Here is a 22,921-nt window from a genome sequence, read left to right as displayed (position 1 = left end):
ACCAATAGTCCTGGTCAACGTCACCTCCCTGGATCACCGATTGAGCCAAAAAGTTTTGAGTTCAGAAGCTTGCTCCCTTGTTCCCTTGCTTCCCTTGCCCCCTCTGCCTTTTTTACCTTCTACCTTCTGCCCTCTGCCTTCTGCCTTTCGTAAAAAAAAGAGGGAGTCGCCAAAGCGTCTCCCCCTTATCATCAGGGTGCATCTACTAGACACAGTATGCCATTAATGGGGTGAGGGGTGACACCCCTTTTTTATGTTTTTTTGACAAAGGGCGGTTAATTTTTGCCTCAGACCTCCCTTAAGCATTAACCGTTGAGCTGTTTGGTGAGCAGTTGGTTGGTGAGTTTGGGGTCGGCTCGACCACTTGTTTGCTTCATCACCTGCCCCACAAAGAAGCCCAGCATCTTAGTTTTGCCGTTGCGGTACATCTCCAACTCTTTAGGATGGGCTGCAATGACTTCAGCGATCGCGGCTTCGATCGCGCCAGTATCAGAAATTTGAATCAATCCTTTGCGTTCAACGAGTTCTTTAGACGATCCCCCTTGAGCGAGAAGGTCGGGCAAGATGTCCTTCGCAATTTTGTTACTGATCGTGCCGCTGTCGATCAGGCTGATGAGTTCGGCGAGGTTGGCAGGCTTGATGGGCAAGTCGGTAATGCTCAAGCTGTTGTTGCTGTTTAGGTAGGCACTAATGTCGCCCATGATCCAGTTGGCGGCTTGTTTGGGGTTGCCACCTGCTGCAACTGTCGCTTCAAAGTAGGCGGCGATCGACTGATCATCCGTTAACACCCGCGCATCATAAACGGATAGACCCAGTTCGGTTTCGTAGCGCTGGCGCTTTTGAGCAGGCAGTTCTGGCAATTCCGATCGCCATTGCTCTAGCTGCGTTGACGACACTTCAATAGGACCCAGATCCGGTTCGGGGAAGTAGCGGTAGTCGCTGGAACCTTCCTTCACGCGCATACTGATGGTGCGCTGTGCGCCTTCTTCCCACAGGCGTGTTTCTTGTACGATCCGTTCACCGGCTTCGATCGCTTCAATTTGGCGCTCAATTTCAAATTCGATCGCCTTCTGAATGGCGCTAAACGAGTTCATGTTTTTGATTTCGACCTTGGTGCCAAACTCCGCACGACCGACGGGACGCACGGAGATGTTCACATCGCAACGCAGCGAGCCTTCCTGCATGTTGCCATCGCTGACACCGAGATAGCGCACAATCCGCCGGAGTTCCTGCGCGTATTCTGCCGCTTCTCGCCCACTGCGGATATCTGGCTCTGAAACGATTTCGATGAGCGGCACACCAGCACGGTTGTAGTCCACCAGCGAATAGGTGGAGCCAGAGAGACGAGTCTCGTTCCGAGAGGCTTCGCCAACGCTCCCACCATGCACCAATTTGCCCGCGTCTTCTTCCATATGCAGACGGGTGACACCAATGCGCTTGCGGGTTGCAGTGCCCGTTTCTTTGTCGTATAGCTCAATTTCCAGCCAGCCATGTTCGGCGATCGGCAGGTCGTACTGCGAAATTTGGTAGTTTTTCGGCAGATCGGGGTAGAAATACTGCTTGCGATCGAACTTGCTATAGGGGGCAATCTGACAGTTCAGCGCCAACCCTGCTTTGACGGCATACTCCAGCACTTTCTGGTTAAGGACGGGCAGCACCCCAGGTAGGCCCAGGCAGATGGGATCGATATGGGTGTTGGGTATGGCTCCAAAAGCTGTGGAGCTATTGGAAAAAATCTTGGTTTGGGTGCTGAGCTGGCAGTGTGTTTCTAACCCAATGACAGCTTCATACTGAGTTTTCACCGGAGCGGCGGTAGTCATAGACCTTTTCAGCTTGCGACTGTGGAACAGTTAGCTCTATCTTAGCCGTTGTGGGAAACTTAGCCGTCGTGGGAGACAGCTACATAATGCTCTCTTTTGAACCAGGCATGGCACATTTTAAGAAGGCATGGCACAACGAGCGTTTTTGTCGGACACTATTCTCAGTCGATCGCGCCTGACCGATCGTTTTTTAGGACGATGCAAACCTCGGAAGTTTTAACCAAGGAGTGGACATTGTAATTCACGTAGCGGTTTAAACCTCGGAGGTTTTAGTCAAAATGTATCAGTCCTATTTTGATGAGAATTGCTTTTATAAACCTTGAATCGCCCGAGTACCATTGCTGAAGAGGAGAAACGACCATGCAGAATCAGATTAATAACGAGATGCAGATCACCATTTACTATCTGGGTGGTCAAACCGAATCTTATACCTTTTCTCAATTCGCTGACCCCGCCGCACTAGAGCAAGAAGTACAGCAGGAGATTCGGCGTATTCTGGACAAAGAATGGTGGTTTTTCCATCTAGCAGAGCAGACGGTCTGTATCAATAGAGCGAACGTGGCAAAAATTGAGTTAAAACCTGCGATCGCCCAAATTCACGGAGAGGGGGTGTTTGCTAATGCTCAGCGGGTTACTCCGTTGAGTCGCGCACATTCCTAGCTCATTTAGCAGTTAGCTATCAGCGGTCAGCGATCAGCGGTCAGCTATTCAAGTCAAACTCAAAACTCTTACACCTCTCACCTCACTCCTCTCTCTTCCAACTCAAAACTCAAAACTCCCTTCACCCCTCCCCATACAACGGAATCAAGCTATGAAACCCGTACAGCCATCGGTTAGTTTGCTTCGCGCTCAGTCTTATGACCATACTCAACTGCGTCAAGCTCTGGAGGCGTTACTGGAGCCGCTGGGTGGCATGACAGCCTTTGTGAAACCGGGCGATCGCGTTCTCCTTAAACCCAACCTGCTCACGGGTGGTCGTCCGGGTAAGGAATGTGTTACTCGTCCAGAGATGGTTTACTGCGTGGCGCAGATGGTGCAAGAAGCGGGTGGCAAACCTTTCTTGGGCGATGGGCCAGCCTTTGGTAGTGCAAAGGGTGTGGCGAAAGCGAATGGTTATTTACCCCTGACAGAAGCGCTCAAGTTGCCGATCGTTGAGTTTCATGGCAGACGTTACGAAACGGTAGGCGCTGAGTTTAATCATTTACTACTCAGTAAAGAGGCGATCGAGGCCGATGTGGTGATCAACTTGCCGAAGGTCAAATCGCATATGCAGTTGACGCTCACAATGGGCGTGAAGAATCTCTTTGGGTGTGTTCCTGGCAAAATGAAAGCCTGGTGGCACATGGAAGCGGGTAAGGATCGGGATCGCTTTGGCGAAATGCTGGCCGAAACCGCACGGGCGATCGACCCCAATCTCACGATTCTGGATGGCATTATTGGTCATGAAGGGAATGGCCCCAGCGGTGGCGAACCTCGTCGGCTCAACCTCCTGGCAGCGTCACGGGATGTCTTTGCGCTCGATCGTGCGATCGTCGATCTTCTGAACGTCGATCCTGCGACTGTGCCAACCGTAGCGGCTTCTCAGCGCTTGGGACTCTGCTCAACCGTAGAAGCCATCCACTTCCCCTTGCTGCATCCTCAAGCACTTCAGATCACCGACTGGAAACTGCCCGATCACCTGATGCCGATCGATTTTGGGTTACCTCGCGTCCTCAAATCCACCTTTCGCCATCTCTATATCCGCCTGATCAAAGAACCCATGCAGGCGTATGCAGAGCAATGAGCAGGATGAGGGGTGAAGGCTAAATGGTGAAGGCTAAAGGCTAAAAAGTTGACCACTCCCTACTCCCTACTCCCGCCGCTTCCCCTGCCCCCCTTGTCCCCTTTCGCCCTGCCCCCCGCTCCCATTTACCCTGAGCGACAAAAAAGAGCTTAAATGAGCTAAATGTCAAGTTATAAATCGGATGGTGAAGCTATTTGTAACTCTTGTGTTGACTTATGTGATCCCGCTTCCAGTTCCGGTCAGTTCGCTATGGTGAGCGTAGACAAAAGTATCCAGAAGATTCCAGGTTCATTAGCGTGTTACATGCAGTCTTCTCGATTACCTAGTCCTAGCCCGTCTCTGGAAAAGTTGTATGTCCCCATCCATGCTGCGTCAGCTTTGGTTCATTGTGGAAACGAGTCAGTCTCAAACGCTGCTCAATTTAGACGACAACGGCTTAGTGCAATGGCTGCTCAAACAACTAAAAACGCAGCGATCGCTCGACCATGATGAAGTCAATGCGTTTAGTCACTACATTCAAGCTCGCTTGCCCCTGATTCGTGATCTGGCAAATAGCCGTCTCCTGTTTCACTCGTAAACCCTTAGCTTCAGACTGACCAACCCCTCAGCTTGACCGCTTTCTCACTCAATTACGCCAGAGCAGAAGAGCCAAAATCGGGAGGCACATCTTGCCAACGCCCCTGACCAATCGCTCGTAGCGCTTCCTTAAGCGAAATATCCCCAGTGTAAAGAGCACGCCCCACGATCGCTCCGGTTACGCCCAAGGGTTCGAGTGCCAGCAAGCTCAACAAATCAGTCACCGAACTCATGCCACCAGAGGCAATGACGGGCACTGCAACGCCTGCCGCTAAAGCTCTCAACGCTTCTAGATTTGGCCCCTGTAGGGTGCCGTCACGATGAATATCGGTGTAAATAATGGCAGCAATGCCAAAGTCTGCCATTTGCGTTGCCAGGTCGATCGCAGACACCTGAGACGTTTCTAACCAGCCTCGTGTTGCCACCAACCCATTCCGAGCATCAATTCCCACCACAATCTGTTCTGAGAATTCCTGACACAGTTCACGCACCAAATCAGGTTGTTCAACGGCAACCGTGCCCAAAATCACGCGCTGAACGCCCAGCTCAAAAAGAGCGGCGGCACTGGCACGATCGCGCAGGCCACCCCCTACCTGTATCGGCACATCGACCGCACGCACGATCGCCTCGATCGCCTGCACGTTGACTGGGTGCCCAACCTTCGCACCATCCAGATCCACCACATGCAGTCGGGTGGCACCCTGATCAGCCCACTGGCGCGCAACGGAAACAGGATTCTCGTCAAACGTTTGCGCTTGAGCATAATCGCCCTGATAAAGACGTACACAGCGCCCTTCCAACAGATCGATCGCTGGGATGACCTCCATACTTTGACCTCATACGCCGCGCGAATCCAATCACCCTAACGTATCACTTCGTGAAGATCAATCAGTGACAATCAAGCGAAACTGGCTTTAATGGATCAGCCCTAGAAATAAAGATGAGTTCATGCATAAGATGAGGGTGCAGTAAGTACCCCCTGGCTAGATTGGTGGACGCTTACCAATTTCCTGGCGATTTACAGTCCTGCAAAAGAAAACCATCATACTTGAAGCAAAGTTTTTCTTTTCATACCTGGAAACAGCCAAACTCATTCCGTATAAGGCACTAGCTGCATCATATTGGAGCAGCAATAAGCTCAAGTTTAGTCACGTCATGAGGGATGCAACATGGATGTTTGGGTTGATGAGTTCAAACGAGGACAATCACTCGGCAGTCAGCCAGAAATGGTTCCTGGCTATTTTGTACGCAGTACAGCCCCAATCAACGTTGAGCAAGATGAATGCAAACCTGACGAGATCATGCCAACCGTGAGTGAAGTGGTTGAGTCCTTGTATCAAAATTCAAAGCTGAACAAAAGCTACACCGGACTGGTCATTCAAATTCATGGCTACAACACGGGGATTGAACGAGTCATTAAAGGTGGTAAAGAAGTCGAGGGTAGAGATTATGTGTTTGAAGGCTGGCAGAAGACGTGGTCATATTTAAACCAGCAAGAATCTGCAATTTTTGGTAAACCCAATAGTTTTGTTTATTTAGGTTATCGCTGGCCCTCAGAAAGCGTTCCTTCTGACTTTAAAGATGCCGATAAAGCCCTACCGATTGCGTTGAAATTTCTGTTTTGGGGTGGGTTGGTGATCGCGGCAGTTGGGTTGCTTTTACTGGTCATCTTTTCCTCGCCTCTTGTGGATGCGTTCTTGGCTATCGTGATGCTTATAAGCGTTGCCCTGACCATGATTGTGGCAACACTCTATCTTTTGCGGATTATTGTTTATTTTCGGGATTCTTATCGTGCGAATAACTTCGGCGTGCCTGATTTAGTCGAATTTATTCGACAGGTCGATTTGGGTCTCGTCAAACGCCGCATGAACGACTCGCTTTTTGAAACGGTGGCAAAAGAAGTGGGTGAAGGCTTGGATCTGGCTCCTGGACTTTTGGCAGTAGCCGTCCGAAAAACGTGGGAAACGATTGAAATTGAAGCGGCATTGTTGAGCGATCGCAATGACGATGCGTTCCGTCTGTTGCTGCCCAAAATTAAACAGCGTGATCTTGCGTCTGTCGATGATGCGGTCTTTCTCAAAATTTATGCCAGCCTTGTCATCGCTGAAAAGCCAACCTATACACCAGCCGATTTCCGCAAAGCGGCGGCTTATTGGCATGACGAAAAGCCTCGCATCCGGCTGTCATTCGTCGGTCATAGTATGGGCGGCTTTGTCACGACTCAGGTCATCCGCATTCTGTCAGATGCTTTTGACCCAGCCGCGATCGGCGATACAAAGAGTTTAGAGAAGTTGCCGTCGCCGAATGTTGGGCGCGTGTTTGCACTAGGGCGTTTAATTCTAATTTCGCCTGATATTCCTCTGATGACCATTGTTTCTAGCCGCACAAATTTCTTACGTTCCTCACTACGACGGTTTGAAGAAGCGTATCTTTTTAGCAACGAAGGCGACTTAGCGCTGCGGTTAGCCTCTACAACCGCTAACTATTTCTCATTTCCAGCTAGCACCTATGCACAGGGTTTTCGCATGGGAAATGTAACCGTTAATCTGGATGCAAACAAACAAAACGCTACATCAAAAAGCACTTATGGCATCGTTAACCTGCCTGAGTTAATGAGTGGCGCAAAACCATCGCCTCTACTGAACTTTATTGGTGTGCAAACGCTGAGCCGCGACACGCGTAGCCTTGGGCAAGAAGGTCAGAAGAAGCGAGAAGCCATGCGAAAGCGAAGCGCTAAAGTAGATGAAGAGTCGCTTGCTAAAGTAAACCAAGACCCCGAATCGATCGCTGATCTATTCACCTACCTCGACTGTACAGAATACCGCGACATCACCTACTACGCCAAACGAGACAATCAAGAAGTCAATGTTTTAATTTCAGAAGGACAGCGATCGCCGCTCAATTTTGTGAACTATGTCAAGTTGCTCAAAGCGTATGTTGATTTTTCTAGCGATCCAGGTAAAGGGGTTGGAGTGGATGTACATGGGGGGTACTTCTACGGTCGCCTGAGCAACTTACTGATTCATCGGTTAGCCTTCTTGGGCTTTCAAGGACTATTGGACTCCTTGATTTTTCAACCGCCGATCGAGCTTAGTGTTAATAACAGTGAGCTACCAGTGGAGTTAAAGGCAAACTTACAGCAGGCCACGCAACTACCAGACGAACAACGGCGCAAAATTGCGTTACAGGCATTGTCCTGGCTTTGTGAACGGCGCAAAATTCAGGTAGCTGCGTCTCCAGAGCGCTACTACGTTGACGTGCTTGGGTTCAAGCGTGGTGAAACCAGAGCCAGAATTCTGACAAAAGATGTGAATGTGAAATCAGTTTCAACTGAAACAACTGTCACTCCAGCCGATGGCAAGTAGTTTTTGAGGCGGACGGCGAGGCAGAAGTGAGGCAGGGGGAGCAGTCGCGGTCAATTAAAGAAGAAAAACGCCTGCGTTAACGCAGGCGTTTGGTAGGTGTAGCAATGAGTCAATGTAACCAAGCGAATGTCATCAAGCGTTAGTTGTTCAACAGAACCGCTTCTTTCTCTTTCACAACTAGAGGCGTTTCGATGAGTTTTTCGGTGGGCAACCCTTCGATCGGGCATTCCTTCACACCAACTGTAGGACGCGTGATGGATTCCGAAATTTCTTTCGCCTTCGCAGGATCATTAATCCAGGTGCGATAGAACTCGTAGGGACATTCCTGCACGCCTTCTGCGCCTTCACCGGAATTGATTTTGCCCGTGTAGCCGCGATGCAAGAGCTTGAACAGGTGGTTCTGCGATTGAGAATTTTTGCGAAAATCACGAATCGCAAATTTGGATAGGGCCGCGTACTGCACGCCCATGTCTTCTTCACCGCATTCGCCCAATGTCCGACCATCAAAGCTGACGATCGCCGAGTGACCAAAGTAGCTGTACACACCGTCAAAGCCAGCGGCATTAGCAACAGCAACATAGACGTTATTCATCCACGCCATCGCTTTGGACACCATGACCTGCTGCTCTTTCGCAGGATACATGTAACCCTGGCAGCGCACGATCAGTTCAGCGCCACGCATCGCGCAATCACGCCAAATTTCAGGATAGTTACCGTCATCGCAAATAATGAGGCTAATTTTCAAGCCTTTGGGGCCATCAGAAACATAGGTACAGTTACCGGGATACCACCCTTCGATCGGCGTCCAGGGCATGATTTTGCGATACTTCTGTACAATTTCACCCTGATCATTCATCAAAATCAGAGTGTTGTATGGCACCTTGTTAGGATGATCTTCATGGCGTTCACCTGTGAGCGAAAAAACGCCCCAAGTTTTGTTGCGAATGCACGCTTCAGCAAAAATATCTGTTTCCGGCCCAGGAATCGAGGAGGCTGTTTCCATCATCTCTTTGGCATCGTACATGATGCCATGAGTGGAATACTCAGGAAAAATCACCAGATCCATTCCTGGCAGGCCAACTTTCATCCCATCGATCATCGAAGCAATGTTTTTGCAATTTTCGATGACCTCTTCTTTGGTGTGGAGGCGCGGCATTTTGTAGTTGACTACCGCTACGCCCACAGCATCATCACTGGACGAAATATCACCGTGATAAGACATTCAAGCCTCCTAGATAATCTTGATTCGGTGCCACACGTCTGCACGCAGAGCAGATCGAATCACTGGCAATGGGCTTTAGTCTATCGACTTCAATAGACCAGACTTGTAACAACGATTACATTTCCAGCAGAGCTATTTCATTCCGTCAAAGGCACTGATCAGCAACGGATGTTAACGAATGAAACAGATGACGCTTGATCAGGCAGAGACAAACAATCCGCTTCATCTGTGTCTCAATCCGTTGCTCACAAGATTCGACTTTTGGAATGAAATGACCCTGCATTTCTAGTGAAGGCTGTACCGCAAGCGAAGGTGCGTTAGTGACTAATCATCCAGGGTCGCCCACCATTGTGCGATCGCGCTTTGGGTCGCTCTGGTTCTTGATCGTGCGATCGCTGCACAAGCTGAGGTTCTGAGCTAGCGGTTTTCAACCGTAAAGAGCCAGACAAAAGCGTAGGCGCGGCAAAAAGACGCTTCGTCGCCCCTTGGCAGGTCGGACAGCTAGCCGGATCGTTGCATTCTGCCATCGATCGCCACTGGTCAAACACACCGCAAGTATCACATTTAAATTCGTAAAGAGGCATTGATGAGGTCTACCTTACTGGATAATTCGCTGATGAAATTAAGAGAGTTAAGAGTTTTGAGTTAGTAGCTGAAGATGCCTAGTTGAAATGTAACAACGAACTTTGGATGAATGGCACTGAAATAAGCAAAAACTAGCGCCCTGAATCCCCCAATTCTAGGGGACTTCATAGTTCGGTCCCCCCAGAATTGGGGGTTGGGGGGCATCAAAACTCAAAACTTTCCCCCTTACACAGGCAAAATGGGCTTGTCAAAGATCGCGGTGGGAATTGCCAGTGTGCAGCACGCGTTAGGAATATCCACAATGCCGCTGACTCGACCTTCTACAGGGGCACAGCTAAGCAAAAGATAGGCTTGTTCGCCCGTATAGCCAAACTTTTTCAGGTATTCGATCGCGTTCAAACACGCCCGTCGGTAGGCTATATGGACATCCATATAGTATTGCTTACCTGTGAATTCATCGACCGAAATGCCCTCAAATACCAGGTATTCTGAGAAGCGAGGCTCAACGTTACCGGGTTTGAAAATGGGATTGACCATGCCATATTTCTCGACACCACCTTTGATGATATCTACGTGCAGGTCGATGTAGCCTGACATCTCGATCGCGCCGCAAAACGAAATTTCACCATCTCCTTGTGAGAAATGAATATCACCCATTGAAAGTTTGGCACCTTCCACATAGACGGGGAAGTAAATGCGGGTGCCTTTAGACAGGTTTTTGATGTCGCAGTTGCCGCCATGCTCACGGGGTGGAACGGTGCGAGCGCCTTCTGCCGCGACGCGATCGAACTCAGACTTGGATAACTGTCCAAGAATGGCGTTTGTAGGATTGGGCAGCGCTGCTAGCACGGGTTTATCGCCCGAAAGTCCTGCACCATAGGTTCGCAAATCGGGGGCGGTATCAACCAGTTCTTTCTCCCGCTTGTTCCACTTTGCCAACAGTTCGTGCGAGGGAGCGCAGCCAATTAAACCGGGGTGAATAATCCCTGCAAATTTCACGTCTGGGATATGTCTGGACGTGGTATAAATGCCTTGAAAATCCCAGATGGCTTTCGCTGGATCAGGATAGTGATCGGTTAAAAACCCACCACCATTCTTCTTGTCAAAAATGCCTGTGAAACCCCACTCATCGCCCTGAAGCGCACCAATATCAACCAGATCAACAACTAGAATATCGCCAGGTTCAGCACCATTGACGTGAATCGGCCCACTCAAAACGTGAACAACCGTTAGATCAACATCGCGAATGTCGTCTGGGCTGTCGTCGTTTTTGATCTGCCCATCCGTCCAGTCTTTGCACTCAATCCGAAAAACATCACCAGGATTGACAGAAACAACGGCTGGAATATCTGGATGCCAGCGGTTGTGACCAGGCAAATCTTGCTGATCCGTTGGCTTGGTCAAATCGACTTGAAATAATGTCTTGGGCATAGAACGCTCCTGCTCACCTCATTCGCTTTAACGAAAACGTCTAATGCTTTACCCCAAAAAGGCATTCACGATCGCAACCCTGAACTTTCTTATGCCGTTCAAGGCGAGTGCGAAACACAACTACGATCGCAAATAACTTCAGGCTGGAATTAGCAACAATTCACTACAAATGCCTCTGAATCAGCATTCAAAGGTTCAGATAACGTTTAGACTCTAGTGTCAAGGCTTAGCGCAATCTGTAACTTTCATCACATTTTCTGCGATCAGCATTAATTTGCCGCGTCAGCGCTTCGGTTGTACCACTAAGCTTTGCGAAAGCCTGACAGACTAAGGGAAGTCGATCAGTCAACGGCTGTGCGATCGCGTGTGTTACTGTCGTGTCAATCAATGTAAAAAGCTTGGCAAAACAGACGTTACCAGTTGTATTTCGAGTGCTGATTGTTTAAACTAATTGGCATTAAAGCTCAAGCTATAAGTCGATATGAGGGGAGGCAACCGCTTGCATTTGAGGTTTTCTTCTGTTGGGAAACGGCATCAAAAAACAGCATTTAAATGCTTGTTGATTGTTCTGATTGCAAGCGGCTACAGCACTTCAACTTTGACAACCCAAGCCGTTGCAAAAACACCATCAATCAGGCAATTTAAAAGCTTTGCAGATTGGTGCCTCAAGAAAGCAACACTTCCTGCACCTGCTAGACAAACCATTAATGTCCTGTTGAAACGATCGCGCACAGCAGATTGCTATCAAGCGGACGAAGTTCTTTCTAGCACCACAACGCTCGATCTTAGTGATAGTAAGATTGCCGATCTTAGTCCCCTACAAAACTTGACAGGTTTGGATGAGCTTTACTTAGGCAATAATCACATTACGAATCTAAACCCCCTCAGTACGCTCACCAACCTGACTCGACTCTATCTAAGCTATAACCGCATTACTGATCTGTCTCCACTCCAGCCCTTACGTAAATTAAAGGCTCTTTTTTTAGGCAATAATCGCATTGTAAACATTGATTCGCTGCGGTTTTTAGAAAATCTAGTCAGTCTCGATCTGGTGTCTAATCAGATTCTCGACATCAGCCCTCTAAAGTCCCTGTCAATGTTGAATAATCTGGATTTAAGCTTCAACCGCATTGCCGATATTAGCCCGTTGCGATCACTCACAAGCCTCACAGAGCTTTCACTATCTGCTCAAAATATTTCAGACCTCACGCCACTTACATCACTCGCAGATTTAACCAATCTCGATCTCAGTGGCAATAAAATCGCCGATCTCAGTGCCTTAAAACCGTTGAGAAATCTTACTAATCTTGCGTTGGGTGGCAATCAAATTACGAATGTCAATGCGCTCAGCACCTTGTCTAACCTTACAACGCTGTATTTGGGTGGCAATCGCATTAGTAATCTCACTTCCCTTAAAGCGCTTACCAATCTCAACGTACTCTATCTGCAAAATAATCCCTTGCCTAACTCTATATGTCCTGTAAAACCAGAGTCAATTTGTCGTTTTTAAAGCAGAGATATAGCAGCCCTAAAGCATTCTTGAAAAGCATGCTGCGTTTGATATAGTTAGCGGTCAGCGGTCAGCAGTCAGCCTTGAATTTAAAGCTGAAAGCTGACGGCTGACGGTTCATTCAGAATCATGTTCACAAATCAGATAGGATTGCGATAGTATCACCCTGTAAACTATTTTTTGATTCCGTTTCTTAAGCTTTTTTATGACAAACGCACCAGGCTGGCAGGGCAGCTTAAAACTCATCTATGCCAGCCGTGAACAGACCACGCACGTTGCTCATACTCAAGCACAAGCACCGCTCAAAGTGCAGCGATCGCTCTATCCAGAAGGTCAATCCGTTTGCCACAGTATCATCTTGCACACCGCAGGCGGCATTGTAGGGGGCGATCGGCTCGACCTCGACATCCAACTGCAACCGCAGACGAACGCATTAATTACCACTGCATCAGCGGGCAAAATCTACCGCACGAATGGGCAAGAAGCAAGACAGAGGACGCGCGTTGAGGTATCGGCTGGAGCTTGTTTAGAATGGTTTCCACAGGAAACGATCGTCTTTGACCAGGCGCTGTATCGTCAAGCGATGCACGTTGAGTTAGCGGCTGGGGCCACCTGGCTGGGTTGGGAAATTACTCGCTTTGGGCGTAGTGCAAGAGGAGAGCAGTTCTTGCAAGGTGATTGGCGATCGCACACGGAAATTTGGCAAGAGGGCTGCCCGCTGTGGATTGATCGCCAATGGCTACCAGGCAGTGAAGCCTCGTTTTATGGTGCTCATGGTCTGGCAGGGTGTCCGATTGTCGGCAGCTTTGCCTTTGTGGGGCAGGCTGTGGACACGGCAGTGGTGGAGAAGGCCCGATTGCTCTGGACAGGTGAAGCAGGAGAAATCGGCGTAACTCGCTTACAATCAGGCTTACTCTGTCGCTATCGAGGGCACTCAACCGCCGCAGTGCGCCGCTGGTTTATTGAGGTTTGGCAGCTAATCCGCTTATTATTCTTAGGTCGATCGGGTTGTGTGCCCAGGGTTTGGGGAGTGTCATAGGGACATATCATCAAGGAGAATGTGATGAGGAGTAACCGATGCAATTAACGCCGCAAGAGAAAGATAAACTGTTGATTTTTACGGCTGCACTGGTAGCAGAACGGCGCAAAGAGCGCGGACTAAAGCTGAATTATCCAGAGGCGATCGCCTACATTTCGGCTGCCATTTTAGAAGGGGCAAGAGATGGACGTACCGTTTCTGAATTAATGAGCCACGGTACCACATTGCTGTCGCGTAGTGATGTGATGGAGGGCATCCCTGAAATGATTCATGAGGTTCAGGTTGAAGCGACGTTTCCAGATGGCACCAAACTGGTTACAGTGCATGATCCCATTCGCTAGTACAGAGCAAATGGCACTACAGCTAACGCCAGCTAGCACAAGCAGTAGGTAACTCAATTGATGGCCGAGGTTAACTTGTCTATTCGACCTGCGAGAGTGGAGGAAGCAACATTTTTGACTGAACTACTGCTACGTTCTAAGGCTCACTGGGGCTACGATGCAGACTTTATACAGCGCTGCCGTAATGTATTCGCTATTCTACCTGAATGGATTGCCAAAGATACTTTTTTCGTGCTTCAAAAGAAGACTCAAATTATCGGTTTTTATAGCTTACAACAGCAAGATTTAACGGTGGAACTGACTGATCTCTTCATTGAGCCTTCTGTGCTTGGTCATGGCTACGGAAAATTATTGTGGCATCATGCGATTGAAACCGTTCGTTCGTTTGGGGTGAGCACGCTTCTGATTAAAAGTGATCCAAATGCTGCAGGGTTTTATGAAGCGATGGGAGCAAAGCAGATTGGAGAGACTCCTTCAGTCATTAATGCAGGAAGGATGTTGCCGTTGTTGGAGTTTAAGTTAGTTTAATCTGTATAACCTTTACTGAACGGAGGTCAAATGATTCCTGGAGAAATGCTCATTGACGACGGAACCATTGAACTGAATGAAGGGCGTAAAACAGTAACACTCGTTGTGGCAAACACAGGCGATCGACCCATTCAAGTTGGGTCTCATTTTCATTTTTTTGAAGTGAATACGGCACTGGCGTTCGATCGAGCCCAGGCGCGTGGAATGCGTTTAGATATTCCGGCTGGTACAGCCGTAAGGTTTGAACCCGGTGATGAAAAAGAAGTGGCGTTAGTTGCTTTAGCAGGTAGCCGTGAAGTCTATGGCTTAAACAACAAAATCGATGGTGCTTTGGATGGGAAGAAAAGCGACAGCAAGAAGAAAAGTGACGGGAAAAAGAAAAAGTAAAGGCTGCTTAAATGATTCGACCAGGGCTATGCAGCTTGTCTGGACTTTTCTAAACCCTCTGCGTCCTTCCAATCTCTTGATTAACTGCTTCAAGAGAGCGTCCATTTAATCGAGAGCCTCTACTGACTGACACAGCAACCCTAAAAACAAATTTTGCACAGCCGTATCCGTACCTAGCCTGGGTCAGTTGCCCAGCGTTTAGGTACGAGCAAAGAACAAAAACTTGAGCCAAACCGCTCTTAAAGTGGAGCTGACGGGAGTCGAACCCGTGTCCGCCCTGGGTATTGGTACATCGCTCATTCACAGGCTTAGCTTCTCTGATCCTCAAAGCGGGAACCGTCCCTTATCCCGGACAGTGGGATGCTCTGATAAAATCTTAGCCAAAAAGCCTACCAGAGAAAGCTTCTTGGAGCATCCGTTGGGGGTTGTCTATCATCCTTAACGGAGTCAGATGACAGACGCTCGAACCAGTTAGAGGTTGTTAGGCAGCAACAAGTGCTTGCTTACGAGCAAAAGGTACGATGTTGTTCGCATGTACGTTGTTTTGAGCCATTGATTTATGAGAGTTAGCTCGCTCTCAGCCTGAATCACACTGTAGTGTTCGCCAAAACGTCGAAACCGTTGCAGCCCCGAGTCGTTTCTTTATTATAACTGCTCTTGGCTGCTGTGTATGTTGCTGGCTAAACACGAAGCCTACTGTGGAGTAACACTTTATTTGTCAGCGTTAACAAGATCATGTCGTCGAAGTCCCGGTTGTAACAGAATCGTGTCGCTTTAACAATTTAGTGCCGTCCAAACTTTTTGAGACAGTGTTAACAGCTTAATGTCGTCGAATCAGCTTCAGCTATCAGGGATTAAAGCATCTCCATGTTTGGGGCTGTAACGGTTTCCTTTCAATCCTTCCTAATATCTATAAATACAAGACCATAATTTTAGTAGGAAAAGAAAAACCGAGTGAAGAGCAGGTGTCTTACCAAACTTGAGTTATGCTTTAAGGCTAATATAGCGTTTTCATACTAGTGGGGCACAGTAACAGCAATGAGAGAACCAATTCCTTAAGTCGCTCAATGACACTTGGTAGAAAGCTGCATCAATGGCTTCGTTAAGCTCTGGATAACGCCGTGCCCCAATCGAACGCAGAATGCTGTTAAGCTTTGAAAAGCAATTCTTGATCGACGAAAAGTCTGGCGAGTACGGCGGTAGGAAGATCAGCTTGGCACCTGCATCCTCAATCAACTTTCTCACGTCTTCACCGAGATGAAGCGAGCAGTTATCAATGATGACACAGGCACCTTGCCACAGCTTAGGCACGAGTTTCTGGGGAATAAACACCCTGAATTACTATATCTAATACGCCTCACTAGACTGGAAATTGCTGTAGACGCTGTTCCAAAGCCTTTTGCGCCTGTTCTCGATCGTCAAAATGAATCTTTTCAGTCCCTAGAATCTGATAATCTTCGTGGCCTTTTCCCGCGATCAAGATGCCATCACCCGGTTGAGCTTCTAGAATTGCCAGACGAATGGCCTCAGCCCGATCGCCAATCACCGTAGGTTCGACGGCTTCAGGAATGCCAGCCGCCACATCCTGCAAAATGCGCTGTGGGTTTTCAGTACGTGGATTGTCGGACGTGACAATCACTCGATCGGCCAGATCGGCAGCAATGCGACCCATCTGGGGACGTTTGCCTCGATCGCGATCGCCTCCACACCCAAACACACAGACCATCTTGCCTTGAATGAACGGTCGTGCAGCTCGCAACAAATTCTCCAGACTGTCGGGCGTGTGAGCATAGTCCACAATCACGCTGATATCCTGATTGGGCGATACCTGCACCTGTTCCATCCGTCCTGGTACGCCACCAAACTGCGGCAACGCTGCCACAACATCACCTAGCTCTAGCCCAATATGCAACACCGCACCAACGGCTGCCAGCAGATTAGCGAGATTAAATTGACCGACGAGGGGCGATCGAAAAGCAGCTTCACCACGAGGGGTATGCAGAACGCCAGTCACTCCATCTGCACCGTACTGCAAAGCACTGGTGTACAAGTCTGCCGTTGCATCTTCGGTGCTATAGCTCCAGGTGCGAGTTTGCTCAAGGTGCTGAATTAACTGTTGTCCATACGGATCATCCAGGTTAACGATCGCACGCCCTTTGAGATAACCAGGACTAAACAGCAGCGCTTTAGCCGCAAAATAATCATCCATATCACGATGAAAATCCAGATGATCTTGCGTCAGGTTAGTGAAGACTGCAACCTCAAAGCTACAACCCAGCACTCGTCCCTGTGCTAAAGCGTGGGAACTCACTTCCATCACACCAAACTCACTTCCTGCGGCCAGAGCCTCTGCCAACTGTCGCTGTAACTCCACCGCAAACGGAGTCGTGTGCAAAGCAGTTTGCTGATAGCCCTGCCATCGCGTGTAAAGCGTGCCCAAAAGCGCCGTAGACTTGTGCGCCTGCTGCAACAGAAACTCAATCAGATGCGTCGTTGTCGTCTTGCCATTAGTACCCGTCACGCCCACCAGCTTCAACTGCTGCGCTGGGTTGTCGTAGAATGCCGCTGCCAGTTGAGCCGACACCTGCACCATATCGTTAGCGGGAATGATGCAGAGAGTTAGGAGTCGGGAGTCGGAAGTCGGGAGTGGAGCGCGTTGTTCACTCGCTGCCTTTTGTGCCGCTTGAGGAGACACAATGGCCGCGATCGCTCCTGCCGCGATCGCCCCTGTCCCAAAATCACCCCCATCAACGCGCGTTCCCGGTAGCCCAATAAACAAATCTCCTGGCTGACAGGTATGAGAATTTGTCGCCAACCCCTTTACCTCAGCCTCCAGCGCAGGATGGTCAGGCAATGGTGCCATACCCGGAACGATCGCCAGCAACTCTCGTAACTTCATGTCAGCGCTCCCTTTCTATGGAATGAACGATGCACGACCACCAAAGTCTAGATTTTAGAGCGTCGGCAGCGCTTTGCGACGAGAAGCGAAAACCTCACGCCATCTAACCAAAACCTCGGAGTTTTGCCCTCCGTGTCGATGGTCCATCTTATTACCAGTACAAAACTCCGAGGTTTGTGTCAGCCTCATTGAAAGACTCCTCAGCTATCCCAGAGACTCTTGCACGAGTAGTAAAGACTCTTCGGACACTCCCAAAGCCTCTCGCGTGAGTATCGAAGACTTGTGAGTAAGTATCAAACACTCAACAACGAGTAGTAAAAACTCTCCAGACTATCCCAAAGACTCTCCAGCCACCCTCAAAAACGTTTTGAGACAGTTCAGAACGCCTTCAACGTGCCTCCAACTTTATCCTTTTCCTTCTCCTACCCTCTACCTTCTGCCCTCTGCCCTCTGCCTTCTGCCTTCTGCTCTCTTTTCCCGCCTTCTTCTCTCCCTTCTCCCTACAAATACCGCCGCAACATCTGCTCCAACTGCTGCACCGTTGCACGCGGTGATGGACGAGGAAGAGGGATGAGGGATGAAGTTTTGAGTTCTAAGCTTTGAAATGCTCCCCCTGCCTCTGCTTCCCCTGCTTCCCCTGCTTCCTCTGCTCTCTCTGCTGCCTTCCCCGCTTCTTGACTCCTGACTCCTGACTCCTGACTCCTCTTCTCCTTCACCAATACCAGCACCGGAACCTCATACTGATACACCTGGAACCAATCATCACGAGTGGTAATGTCCCGCACGTCCAGAACTAAATCGAAGCTCTTGATCTGCGTGAGCTTTTCTTGCAGTCCTTCACACAAATGACAGCCCGGCTTGCTGTAAAGAATTAGATGAAGGCTCAAGCTTTACTCCTTGCTGCTTAACGCTCGATCGATACCGTTTTGACACAGCGACGATGCCAAAAGAGATCGATTCCTAGCGATCGTGCTGACACAACGTTACCCTAGTTCGCTATCGTAGAGAATGCAGAAGACTTGAGGTAACTCGTCGCGATGACCCAATCTACGAAGCCGCTTATTCAACCTACCAGCCTCGACCTGAAAAAACTCAACCAGCGTTTTGAGAACGCTCATCCTAGAGATATCCTTGCCTGGAGTGTCGAGAACATCCCTACAGGGTTGGTGCAAACCAGCGCGTTTAACGTCGATGACATCCTGATTACCGATCTGTTTTACCGAGAACTCAAGCCAGCTACACCCGTACCCGTGCTGTTTTTAGACACGCTCTTTCACTTCCCCCAGACACTAGAGCTAGTTGCCAAAGCCAAAGCCTTATACAACCTTGACTTAAAGATCTACAAAACGAACGAAGCGAATAGCCGCGAAGCCTTTGCTGCCAAATACGGCGAAGCCTTGTGGGATGCTGATATCGCCAAGTTTCATCAAGTCACCAAAATTGAGCCACTTCAGCGAGGGTTGGCAGAGCTAGGTGCGATCGCCTGGATTACCGGACGTCGCCGCGATCAGGCAAATACTCGTGCCGATATGCCGATCTTTGAAATCGATACGCAAGAGCGGCTGAAGATTAACCCGATCGCCAACTGGACGCGCAAAGAAACCTGGGCCTACGTGTTTGAACACGATGTCATTTACAATCCACTCCACGACCAAGGCTACCCCAGCATCGGCGACGAACCCATCACCACAGCTATTGCTGAAGGTGAAGACGAACGCGCTGGACGCTGGCGGGGGATGGGCAAGACAGAGTGCGGCATCCATATTTAGGGAATCGGGAGTGGGGAGTGGGGAGTAGGGTAGAAAGGCTGAAGGCTGAAGGCTAAAAGAGACGAGAGAGAGTAGAGGGGAGAGGGGTCAGACTCAAACCTTAGAACTTGAAGCTAAACGCTAAAACACCTCACTCCTCTCTTGAAACTCAAAACTCGAAACTTTCCTTGCTGTCATTGGTTCCACTTCCTCCTTACTCCTCACCCTATTTATGACCAAAACCATTCTGATCACAGGTGCTTCCACAGGCATTGGGTATGAAACCGCACGCTTGTTTCAGCAACGAGGCTGGAATGTGGTGGCAACCATGCGTTCACCGGAGAAGGCTGAAGCCTTGGCAGCACTGGAAAACGTCTGCTGTTTACGAGTGGATGTGACTGATCCAGAATCGATTTCGCAGGCGATCAGGCAGACCTTAGAACGCTTTCAGTCGATCGATATTTTGCTCAACAATGCAGGTTATGGTTTGGTCGGTGCGTTTGAAGCGTGTAGCCTGGAGCAAATTGAACGTCAGTTTGCGACGAATGTGTTTGGCTTGATGGCGATGACACGAGCACTCTTGCCGCACTTTCGCGAACAGCGATCGGGCATCATTATGAATGTGTCATCCATTGGTGGACAGATGGGGTTCCCGCTTTACAGCCTTTATCATGCTACCAAATGGGCAGTGGAAGGCTTTTCCGAATCGCTGCAATACGAACTGGAAGCATTCAATATCCGCGTCAAAATCATTGAGCCGGGACCCATTAAGACCGATTTTTACGAGCGATCAGCAGAGCTTGCCAGTAAACCAGGGCTGACTGCCTATGATGCGTTCGTTGCAAAAGTGATGACAGCCACGAGAAAGGCAGACGCTACCGGATCGCCACCAGCGGTTACGGCACAGGTAATTTATCGAGCGGCGACAGATGGTTCACGGCGGCTCCGTTACCCAGCAGGGGGAAACGCGGGAGCCTTGATTTTCCTGCGCAAGCTGTTACCCGATCGCCTGTTCAGTGGCATCATCCGAGGGGCAATGATGCGCTAATTACGCAAACCTCAGAGGTTTTGCCAAGAATCAAGCATCGTAAGAAGCTGATCGCTTAAACCTCCGAGGTTTTGGTCAAAAGTTGTAAGTTCTGGCTCTTGATAATTTTGTACTATCTAGAACAGTGGCTCTACACTGGATAGCAACAACTGTCAGCTATTTCGAGCCAAGCGTGTGATCAAACTTCTCCATCTGTCAGATATCCACATGGGCAGCGGGTTTTCGCACGGGCGAGTCAACCCTGAAACCGGACTCAATTCCCGTTTAGAGGATTTTGTTGGCACGTTGGGACGCTGCATCGATCGCGCCCTTGCCGAACCCGTCGATCTCGTTTTGTTTGGTGGCGATGCCTTCCCTGACGCGACTCCACCACCCTTTGTGCAACAAGCCTTTGCCAGCCAGTTTCACCGATTGGTCGCCGCGCAAATTCCGGCAGTGCTGTTGGTGGGAAACCATGACCAGCACGCCCAGGGGCAAGGTGGCGCAAGTCTGTCTATTTACCGGACGCTGGATGTACCTGGCTTTGTGGTGGGCGATCGGTTGGAAACCCACCGTATTCAAATACAGAATGGTCTGGTGCAGGTAATTACGCTGCCCTGGCTAACACGATCAACCCTACTCACGCGTCCCGATGCGGAAGGGCTGTCGCTGGGTGAAGTCGGTCAATTATTGATTGATCGCCTCCGCGTTGCCCTGGAAGGCGAGATTCGTCGCCTCGATCCAGACATTCCCACCGTGCTACTGGCACACCTCATGGCAGACAATGCCCGCTTTGGAGCCGAGCGCTTTCTGGCAGTGGGCAAAGGTTTTACCGTCCCATTAGGATTGCTCTCGCGAGACTGTTTCGATTACGTGGCATTGGGGCACGTCCACCGCCATCAGGTACTCTGCGAAAGCCCGCCGATCGTCTACCCTGGCAGCATTGAGCGCGTCGATTTCAGCGAAGAAAAGGAAGACAAAGGCTTTGTACTGGTCACGCTGGCAAAAGGACAGACCACCTTTGAGTTTTGCCCGTTGCCCGTCCGAGCCTTTCGCACGATCGAAATAAACCTCTCTGAAGCGGACGATCCTCAGAGCAAGCTACTCCAAGCGCTCAAACCAGAGGTGATTCAGGATGCGGTAGTGCGTCTGGTATATCACCTGCGATCGGAGCAGCTTGAACAGATTGATACCAATGCCATCCATCAGGCACTGAACAACGCCCACACCTACACCATTCATCCTGAAATCGTTAGCCAGTTTTCTCGCGCACGTCTGCCCGAACTGGGTAGCGGCACCACCATTGCACCTCTTGATGCCCTCAAAGCCTATCTCGCTAACCGGGAAGACTTGCAGGAGCTTGAAGACGATATGCTTGCTGTCGCTGAGAGCCTACTGGCAGAAGAAGAACATGCCTGGTTTCAAGCCGCGATCGCGGCTGAAGAAGAAACTGCACTCAACGCTCAAGCGGAACCCCAAGAGACCCAATTACGGTTGCTCTAACATTAAAAAAACGATTCCACTATGTCGGAATTGCTCCAGGAGTGGCGAGATTCAACAATTTTCCCTGCGTTGATTCTAAAATTACGTCGTGGATAAAGGCGCTGGCGTGGAGAATTTCAATACCAATCAGTTCCCCTGCATCATTAAGTTCAGCCGTAATAGTTGGGCTAATCTCGACGCTGTTTGCTTCCGGTTCATCCAAAAGCGTGACGTACAGCACATCTTCCGCCTCAAAGTAATTCATTTTGGCATTAGTCATTGAGTGTATATAGCGATCCTATTTGGATTGTGAGAAAGGATTCCAGTGGAATCCTTTCTCACAAAGCCTCTCAATCTCACAAATGATTTAGGACTGCTATATCTCCCACTTTTCAGGCGAAAGCGAATTTGCTGACGGGTTGTGACATGAATAATGCTGTCTTCAGATGCTTCGTAAGGGATAACAACTAAACTGTCATTGTGCTTGCAACGGCTTTAAGGCGATCGAAGATTTTTCTAGCTTTAAATTGACAATAAAACAATTGGAATGCAGGTCTGGAAATTTTGCAAATCGTGGTCGGTGGTAAGAATACTGAAACTGCGACGATGAGCAACTGCACAAATCAGAAAATCAGTATTTGAGCCTTGAATACCTCTGCTTCGACAGGTATTAAAAAAATCTGCGGCAAGTTCATAATCATCGCTAGATAGCGTTAAATCTGGAAAGGATCTCAAGTAGCTTCGCAAGCGAGTGAACTGTTCAGAACTACGAATGCCTGAGAGAATCTCTTGGCGAATCGCGCCTAACAACGCAACTTGGTCATTCACGATCAGATCTCGCAAGGTCGTGACGATCGGAGAGGATGCAGGCGGTGTTTGCCGACGCAACGCGAGTGACCAAACGGATGTATCAACAATGACGCTCATGCCTGCTGTCGTTGCTGCTTGTAATCGTAGTCTTCGTAATCAACAGTACCAAAAAGGTCTAGCAGTTTGAGCCGCTTACGGCGTTGAACGTACTCGCGCAAAGCCGTCTCAACTAAAGTATCGACGGTTGCCTGGTCATCGAGTGCTAGTGCTTCTTGTAGCAAAGATTCGTTGATATTGAGCTGAGTCACCATAACTGATTCTAAAGAGCGCTTGCTTAGTTCAATAGTAATGTGCTTTCTCCGTTCACC

Annotated in this window: 23 protein-coding genes and 1 other RNA gene; 12 read left to right on the top strand and 12 right to left on the bottom strand. The window is 49.3% G+C overall.

Annotation, left to right across the window (positions count from 1 at the left end):
- Positions 1-305: 305 nt before the first annotated feature.
- Positions 306-1,820, bottom strand: a complete 1,515-nt coding sequence (gatB, locus tag AC5JLP_RS19290) for an Asp-tRNA(Asn)/Glu-tRNA(Gln) amidotransferase subunit GatB (protein ID WP_496069565.1) — start codon at positions 1,818-1,820, stop codon at positions 306-308.
- A gap of 360 nt (positions 1,821-2,180) precedes the next feature.
- On the opposite strand from gatB, the gene AC5JLP_RS19285 reads away from it, so the two are divergent.
- The 3 genes from AC5JLP_RS19285 (at position 2,181) to AC5JLP_RS19275 (ending at position 4,180) form a co-directional block, all read left to right on the top strand.
- Positions 2,181-2,480 carry a hypothetical protein gene (locus tag AC5JLP_RS19285; RefSeq protein ID WP_496069564.1) on the top strand — a complete coding sequence of 100 codons (300 nt, stop codon included), beginning with the start codon at positions 2,181-2,183 and terminating at the stop codon, positions 2,478-2,480.
- A gap of 151 nt (positions 2,481-2,631) precedes the next feature.
- Positions 2,632-3,603 (top strand): Npun_F2552 family protein, encoded by a 972-nt coding sequence (locus AC5JLP_RS19280; RefSeq protein ID WP_496069563.1) that lies wholly within the window; start codon positions 2,632-2,634, stop codon positions 3,601-3,603.
- Positions 3,604-3,955: 352 nt separating this feature from the next.
- A complete protein-coding gene (locus tag AC5JLP_RS19275) occupies positions 3,956-4,180 on the top strand; it encodes a hypothetical protein (RefSeq protein ID WP_496069562.1) in 225 nt (74 codons plus the stop codon).
- A 52-nt stretch (positions 4,181-4,232) separates the two neighbouring features.
- Here AC5JLP_RS19275 and hisA read toward each other — a convergent pair whose 3' ends face one another.
- Positions 4,233-5,006 (bottom strand): 1-(5-phosphoribosyl)-5-[(5-phosphoribosylamino)methylideneamino]imidazole-4-carboxamide isomerase, encoded by a 774-nt coding sequence (hisA, locus tag AC5JLP_RS19270; protein ID WP_496069561.1) that lies wholly within the window; start codon positions 5,004-5,006, stop codon positions 4,233-4,235.
- Positions 5,007-5,348: 342 nt separating this feature from the next.
- On the opposite strand from hisA, the gene AC5JLP_RS19265 reads away from it, so the two are divergent.
- Positions 5,349-7,544, top strand: a complete 2,196-nt coding sequence (locus AC5JLP_RS19265) for an alpha/beta hydrolase (RefSeq protein ID WP_496069560.1) — start codon at positions 5,349-5,351, stop codon at positions 7,542-7,544.
- A 139-nt stretch (positions 7,545-7,683) separates the two neighbouring features.
- Here AC5JLP_RS19265 and AC5JLP_RS19260 read toward each other — a convergent pair whose 3' ends face one another.
- From AC5JLP_RS19260 to fmdA, 3 genes are all read right to left on the bottom strand, one after another.
- A complete protein-coding gene (locus AC5JLP_RS19260) occupies positions 7,684-8,766 on the bottom strand; it encodes an aliphatic amidase (protein WP_496069559.1) in 1,083 nt (360 codons plus the stop codon).
- A 317-nt stretch (positions 8,767-9,083) separates the two neighbouring features.
- A complete protein-coding gene (locus AC5JLP_RS19255) occupies positions 9,084-9,350 on the bottom strand; it encodes an FmdB family zinc ribbon protein (protein WP_496069558.1) in 267 nt (88 codons plus the stop codon).
- A gap of 226 nt (positions 9,351-9,576) precedes the next feature.
- Positions 9,577-10,782: a formamidase gene (fmdA, locus tag AC5JLP_RS19250; protein ID WP_496069557.1), complete on the bottom strand. Its 1,206-nt coding sequence runs from the start codon at positions 10,780-10,782 to the stop codon at positions 9,577-9,579.
- A gap of 556 nt (positions 10,783-11,338) precedes the next feature.
- On the opposite strand from fmdA, the gene AC5JLP_RS19245 reads away from it, so the two are divergent.
- The 5 genes from AC5JLP_RS19245 (at position 11,339) to AC5JLP_RS19225 (ending at position 14,587) form a co-directional block, all read left to right on the top strand.
- Positions 11,339-12,292: a leucine-rich repeat domain-containing protein gene (locus AC5JLP_RS19245; protein ID WP_496069556.1), complete on the top strand. Its 954-nt coding sequence runs from the start codon at positions 11,339-11,341 to the stop codon at positions 12,290-12,292.
- 205 nt (positions 12,293-12,497) lie between these two features.
- Positions 12,498-13,331 (top strand): urease accessory protein UreD, encoded by an 834-nt coding sequence (locus tag AC5JLP_RS19240; protein ID WP_496069555.1) that lies wholly within the window; start codon positions 12,498-12,500, stop codon positions 13,329-13,331.
- A 38-nt stretch (positions 13,332-13,369) separates the two neighbouring features.
- Positions 13,370-13,672, top strand: a complete 303-nt coding sequence (gene ureA, locus AC5JLP_RS19235) for an urease subunit gamma (protein ID WP_106258762.1) — start codon at positions 13,370-13,372, stop codon at positions 13,670-13,672.
- A gap of 114 nt (positions 13,673-13,786) precedes the next feature.
- Positions 13,787-14,200 carry a GNAT family N-acetyltransferase gene (locus AC5JLP_RS19230; protein WP_496069554.1) on the top strand — a complete coding sequence of 138 codons (414 nt, stop codon included), beginning with the start codon at positions 13,787-13,789 and terminating at the stop codon, positions 14,198-14,200.
- Between the two features lie 30 nt (positions 14,201-14,230).
- Complete coding sequence (locus AC5JLP_RS19225; protein ID WP_496069553.1) at positions 14,231-14,587, top strand: urease subunit beta; 357 nt, start codon at positions 14,231-14,233, stop codon at positions 14,585-14,587.
- A 242-nt stretch (positions 14,588-14,829) separates the two neighbouring features.
- Here AC5JLP_RS19225 and ssrA read toward each other — a convergent pair.
- The 4 genes from ssrA to AC5JLP_RS19205 all read right to left on the bottom strand — a co-directional run bounded on the left by ssrA (position 14,830) and on the right by AC5JLP_RS19205 (position 18,373).
- Positions 14,830-15,218, bottom strand: a transfer-messenger RNA (tmRNA) gene (gene ssrA, locus AC5JLP_RS19220).
- A gap of 380 nt (positions 15,219-15,598) precedes the next feature.
- Positions 15,599-15,919, bottom strand: coding sequence for a transposase (locus tag AC5JLP_RS19215; RefSeq protein ID WP_496069552.1), 321 nt, complete (start codon positions 15,917-15,919; stop codon positions 15,599-15,601).
- Positions 15,920-15,947: 28 nt separating this feature from the next.
- Positions 15,948-17,486 (bottom strand): UDP-N-acetylmuramoyl-L-alanyl-D-glutamate--2,6-diaminopimelate ligase, encoded by a 1,539-nt coding sequence (locus AC5JLP_RS19210; RefSeq protein WP_496069551.1) that lies wholly within the window; start codon positions 17,484-17,486, stop codon positions 15,948-15,950.
- A gap of 500 nt (positions 17,487-17,986) precedes the next feature.
- Positions 17,987-18,373, bottom strand: a complete 387-nt coding sequence (locus AC5JLP_RS19205) for a glutaredoxin family protein (RefSeq protein ID WP_496069550.1) — start codon at positions 18,371-18,373, stop codon at positions 17,987-17,989.
- Positions 18,374-18,523: 150 nt separating this feature from the next.
- On the opposite strand from AC5JLP_RS19205, the gene cysH reads away from it, so the two are divergent.
- The 3 genes from cysH (at position 18,524) to sbcD (ending at position 21,764) form a co-directional block, all read left to right on the top strand.
- Positions 18,524-19,255 carry a phosphoadenosine phosphosulfate reductase gene (gene cysH, locus AC5JLP_RS19200; protein ID WP_496069549.1) on the top strand — a complete coding sequence of 244 codons (732 nt, stop codon included), beginning with the start codon at positions 18,524-18,526 and terminating at the stop codon, positions 19,253-19,255.
- Positions 19,256-19,466: 211 nt separating this feature from the next.
- Complete coding sequence (locus AC5JLP_RS19195; protein ID WP_496069548.1) at positions 19,467-20,282, top strand: SDR family oxidoreductase; 816 nt, start codon at positions 19,467-19,469, stop codon at positions 20,280-20,282.
- A gap of 174 nt (positions 20,283-20,456) precedes the next feature.
- The gene (sbcD, locus tag AC5JLP_RS19190; protein ID WP_496069547.1) at positions 20,457-21,764 is read left to right on the top strand and encodes an exonuclease subunit SbcD; all 1,308 of its coding nucleotides are present in this window, start codon (positions 20,457-20,459) and stop codon (positions 21,762-21,764) included.
- A 19-nt stretch (positions 21,765-21,783) separates the two neighbouring features.
- Here the strand turns inward: sbcD and AC5JLP_RS19185 are convergent, their stop codons facing one another.
- The 3 genes from AC5JLP_RS19185 to AC5JLP_RS19175 all read right to left on the bottom strand — a co-directional run bounded on the left by AC5JLP_RS19185 (position 21,784) and on the right by AC5JLP_RS19175 (position 22,864).
- On the bottom strand, positions 21,784-22,023 hold the full coding sequence (locus AC5JLP_RS19185) for a DUF2283 domain-containing protein (protein ID WP_496069546.1): 240 nt from the start codon (positions 22,021-22,023) through the stop codon (positions 21,784-21,786).
- A 242-nt stretch (positions 22,024-22,265) separates the two neighbouring features.
- Positions 22,266-22,670: a type II toxin-antitoxin system VapC family toxin gene (gene vapC / locus AC5JLP_RS19180; RefSeq protein WP_496069545.1), complete on the bottom strand. Its 405-nt coding sequence runs from the start codon at positions 22,668-22,670 to the stop codon at positions 22,266-22,268.
- Entirely contained in the window at positions 22,667-22,864 is a 198-nt protein-coding gene (locus AC5JLP_RS19175) for a type II toxin-antitoxin system VapB family antitoxin (RefSeq protein ID WP_496069544.1), read from the bottom strand. Before AC5JLP_RS19175 ends, vapC begins: the two co-directional genes overlap by 4 nt.
- Positions 22,865-22,921: the final 57 nt, after the last annotated feature.

The sequence above is a fragment of the Stenomitos rutilans genome (assembly GCF_059505485.1).
Note: the sequence above shows the minus strand (reverse complement) of the source record. Positions and strands in the feature narration are given on the sequence as shown.

Excerpts from the sequence above, each read along its gene's own strand:
- gatB (WP_496069565.1), bottom strand. The coding sequence starts at position 1,820 with ATGACTACCGCCGCTCCGGTGAAAACTCAGTATGAAGCTGTCATTGGG.
- AC5JLP_RS19285 (WP_496069564.1), top strand. The coding sequence starts at position 2,181 with ATGCAGAATCAGATTAATAACGAGATGCAGATCACCATTTACTATCTG.
- AC5JLP_RS19280 (WP_496069563.1), top strand. The coding sequence starts at position 2,632 with ATGAAACCCGTACAGCCATCGGTTAGTTTGCTTCGCGCTCAGTCTTAT.
- AC5JLP_RS19275 (WP_496069562.1), top strand. The coding sequence starts at position 3,956 with ATGTCCCCATCCATGCTGCGTCAGCTTTGGTTCATTGTGGAAACGAGT.
- hisA (WP_496069561.1), bottom strand. The coding sequence starts at position 5,006 with ATGGAGGTCATCCCAGCGATCGATCTGTTGGAAGGGCGCTGTGTACGT.
- AC5JLP_RS19265 (WP_496069560.1), top strand. The coding sequence starts at position 5,349 with ATGGATGTTTGGGTTGATGAGTTCAAACGAGGACAATCACTCGGCAGT.
- AC5JLP_RS19260 (WP_496069559.1), bottom strand. The coding sequence starts at position 8,766 with ATGTCTTATCACGGTGATATTTCGTCCAGTGATGATGCTGTGGGCGTA.
- AC5JLP_RS19255 (WP_496069558.1), bottom strand. The coding sequence starts at position 9,350 with ATGCCTCTTTACGAATTTAAATGTGATACTTGCGGTGTGTTTGACCAG.
- fmdA (WP_496069557.1), bottom strand. The coding sequence starts at position 10,782 with ATGCCCAAGACATTATTTCAAGTCGATTTGACCAAGCCAACGGATCAG.
- AC5JLP_RS19240 (WP_496069555.1), top strand. The coding sequence starts at position 12,498 with ATGACAAACGCACCAGGCTGGCAGGGCAGCTTAAAACTCATCTATGCC.
- ureA (WP_106258762.1), top strand. The coding sequence starts at position 13,370 with ATGCAATTAACGCCGCAAGAGAAAGATAAACTGTTGATTTTTACGGCT.
- AC5JLP_RS19225 (WP_496069553.1), top strand. The coding sequence starts at position 14,231 with ATGATTCCTGGAGAAATGCTCATTGACGACGGAACCATTGAACTGAAT.
- AC5JLP_RS19210 (WP_496069551.1), bottom strand. The coding sequence starts at position 17,486 with ATGAAGTTACGAGAGTTGCTGGCGATCGTTCCGGGTATGGCACCATTG.
- cysH (WP_496069549.1), top strand. The coding sequence starts at position 18,524 with ATGACCCAATCTACGAAGCCGCTTATTCAACCTACCAGCCTCGACCTG.
- AC5JLP_RS19195 (WP_496069548.1), top strand. The coding sequence starts at position 19,467 with ATGACCAAAACCATTCTGATCACAGGTGCTTCCACAGGCATTGGGTAT.
- AC5JLP_RS19185 (WP_496069546.1), bottom strand. The coding sequence starts at position 22,023 with ATGACTAATGCCAAAATGAATTACTTTGAGGCGGAAGATGTGCTGTAC.
- vapC (WP_496069545.1), bottom strand. The coding sequence starts at position 22,670 with ATGAGCGTCATTGTTGATACATCCGTTTGGTCACTCGCGTTGCGTCGG.
- AC5JLP_RS19175 (WP_496069544.1), bottom strand. The coding sequence starts at position 22,864 with ATGGTGACTCAGCTCAATATCAACGAATCTTTGCTACAAGAAGCACTA.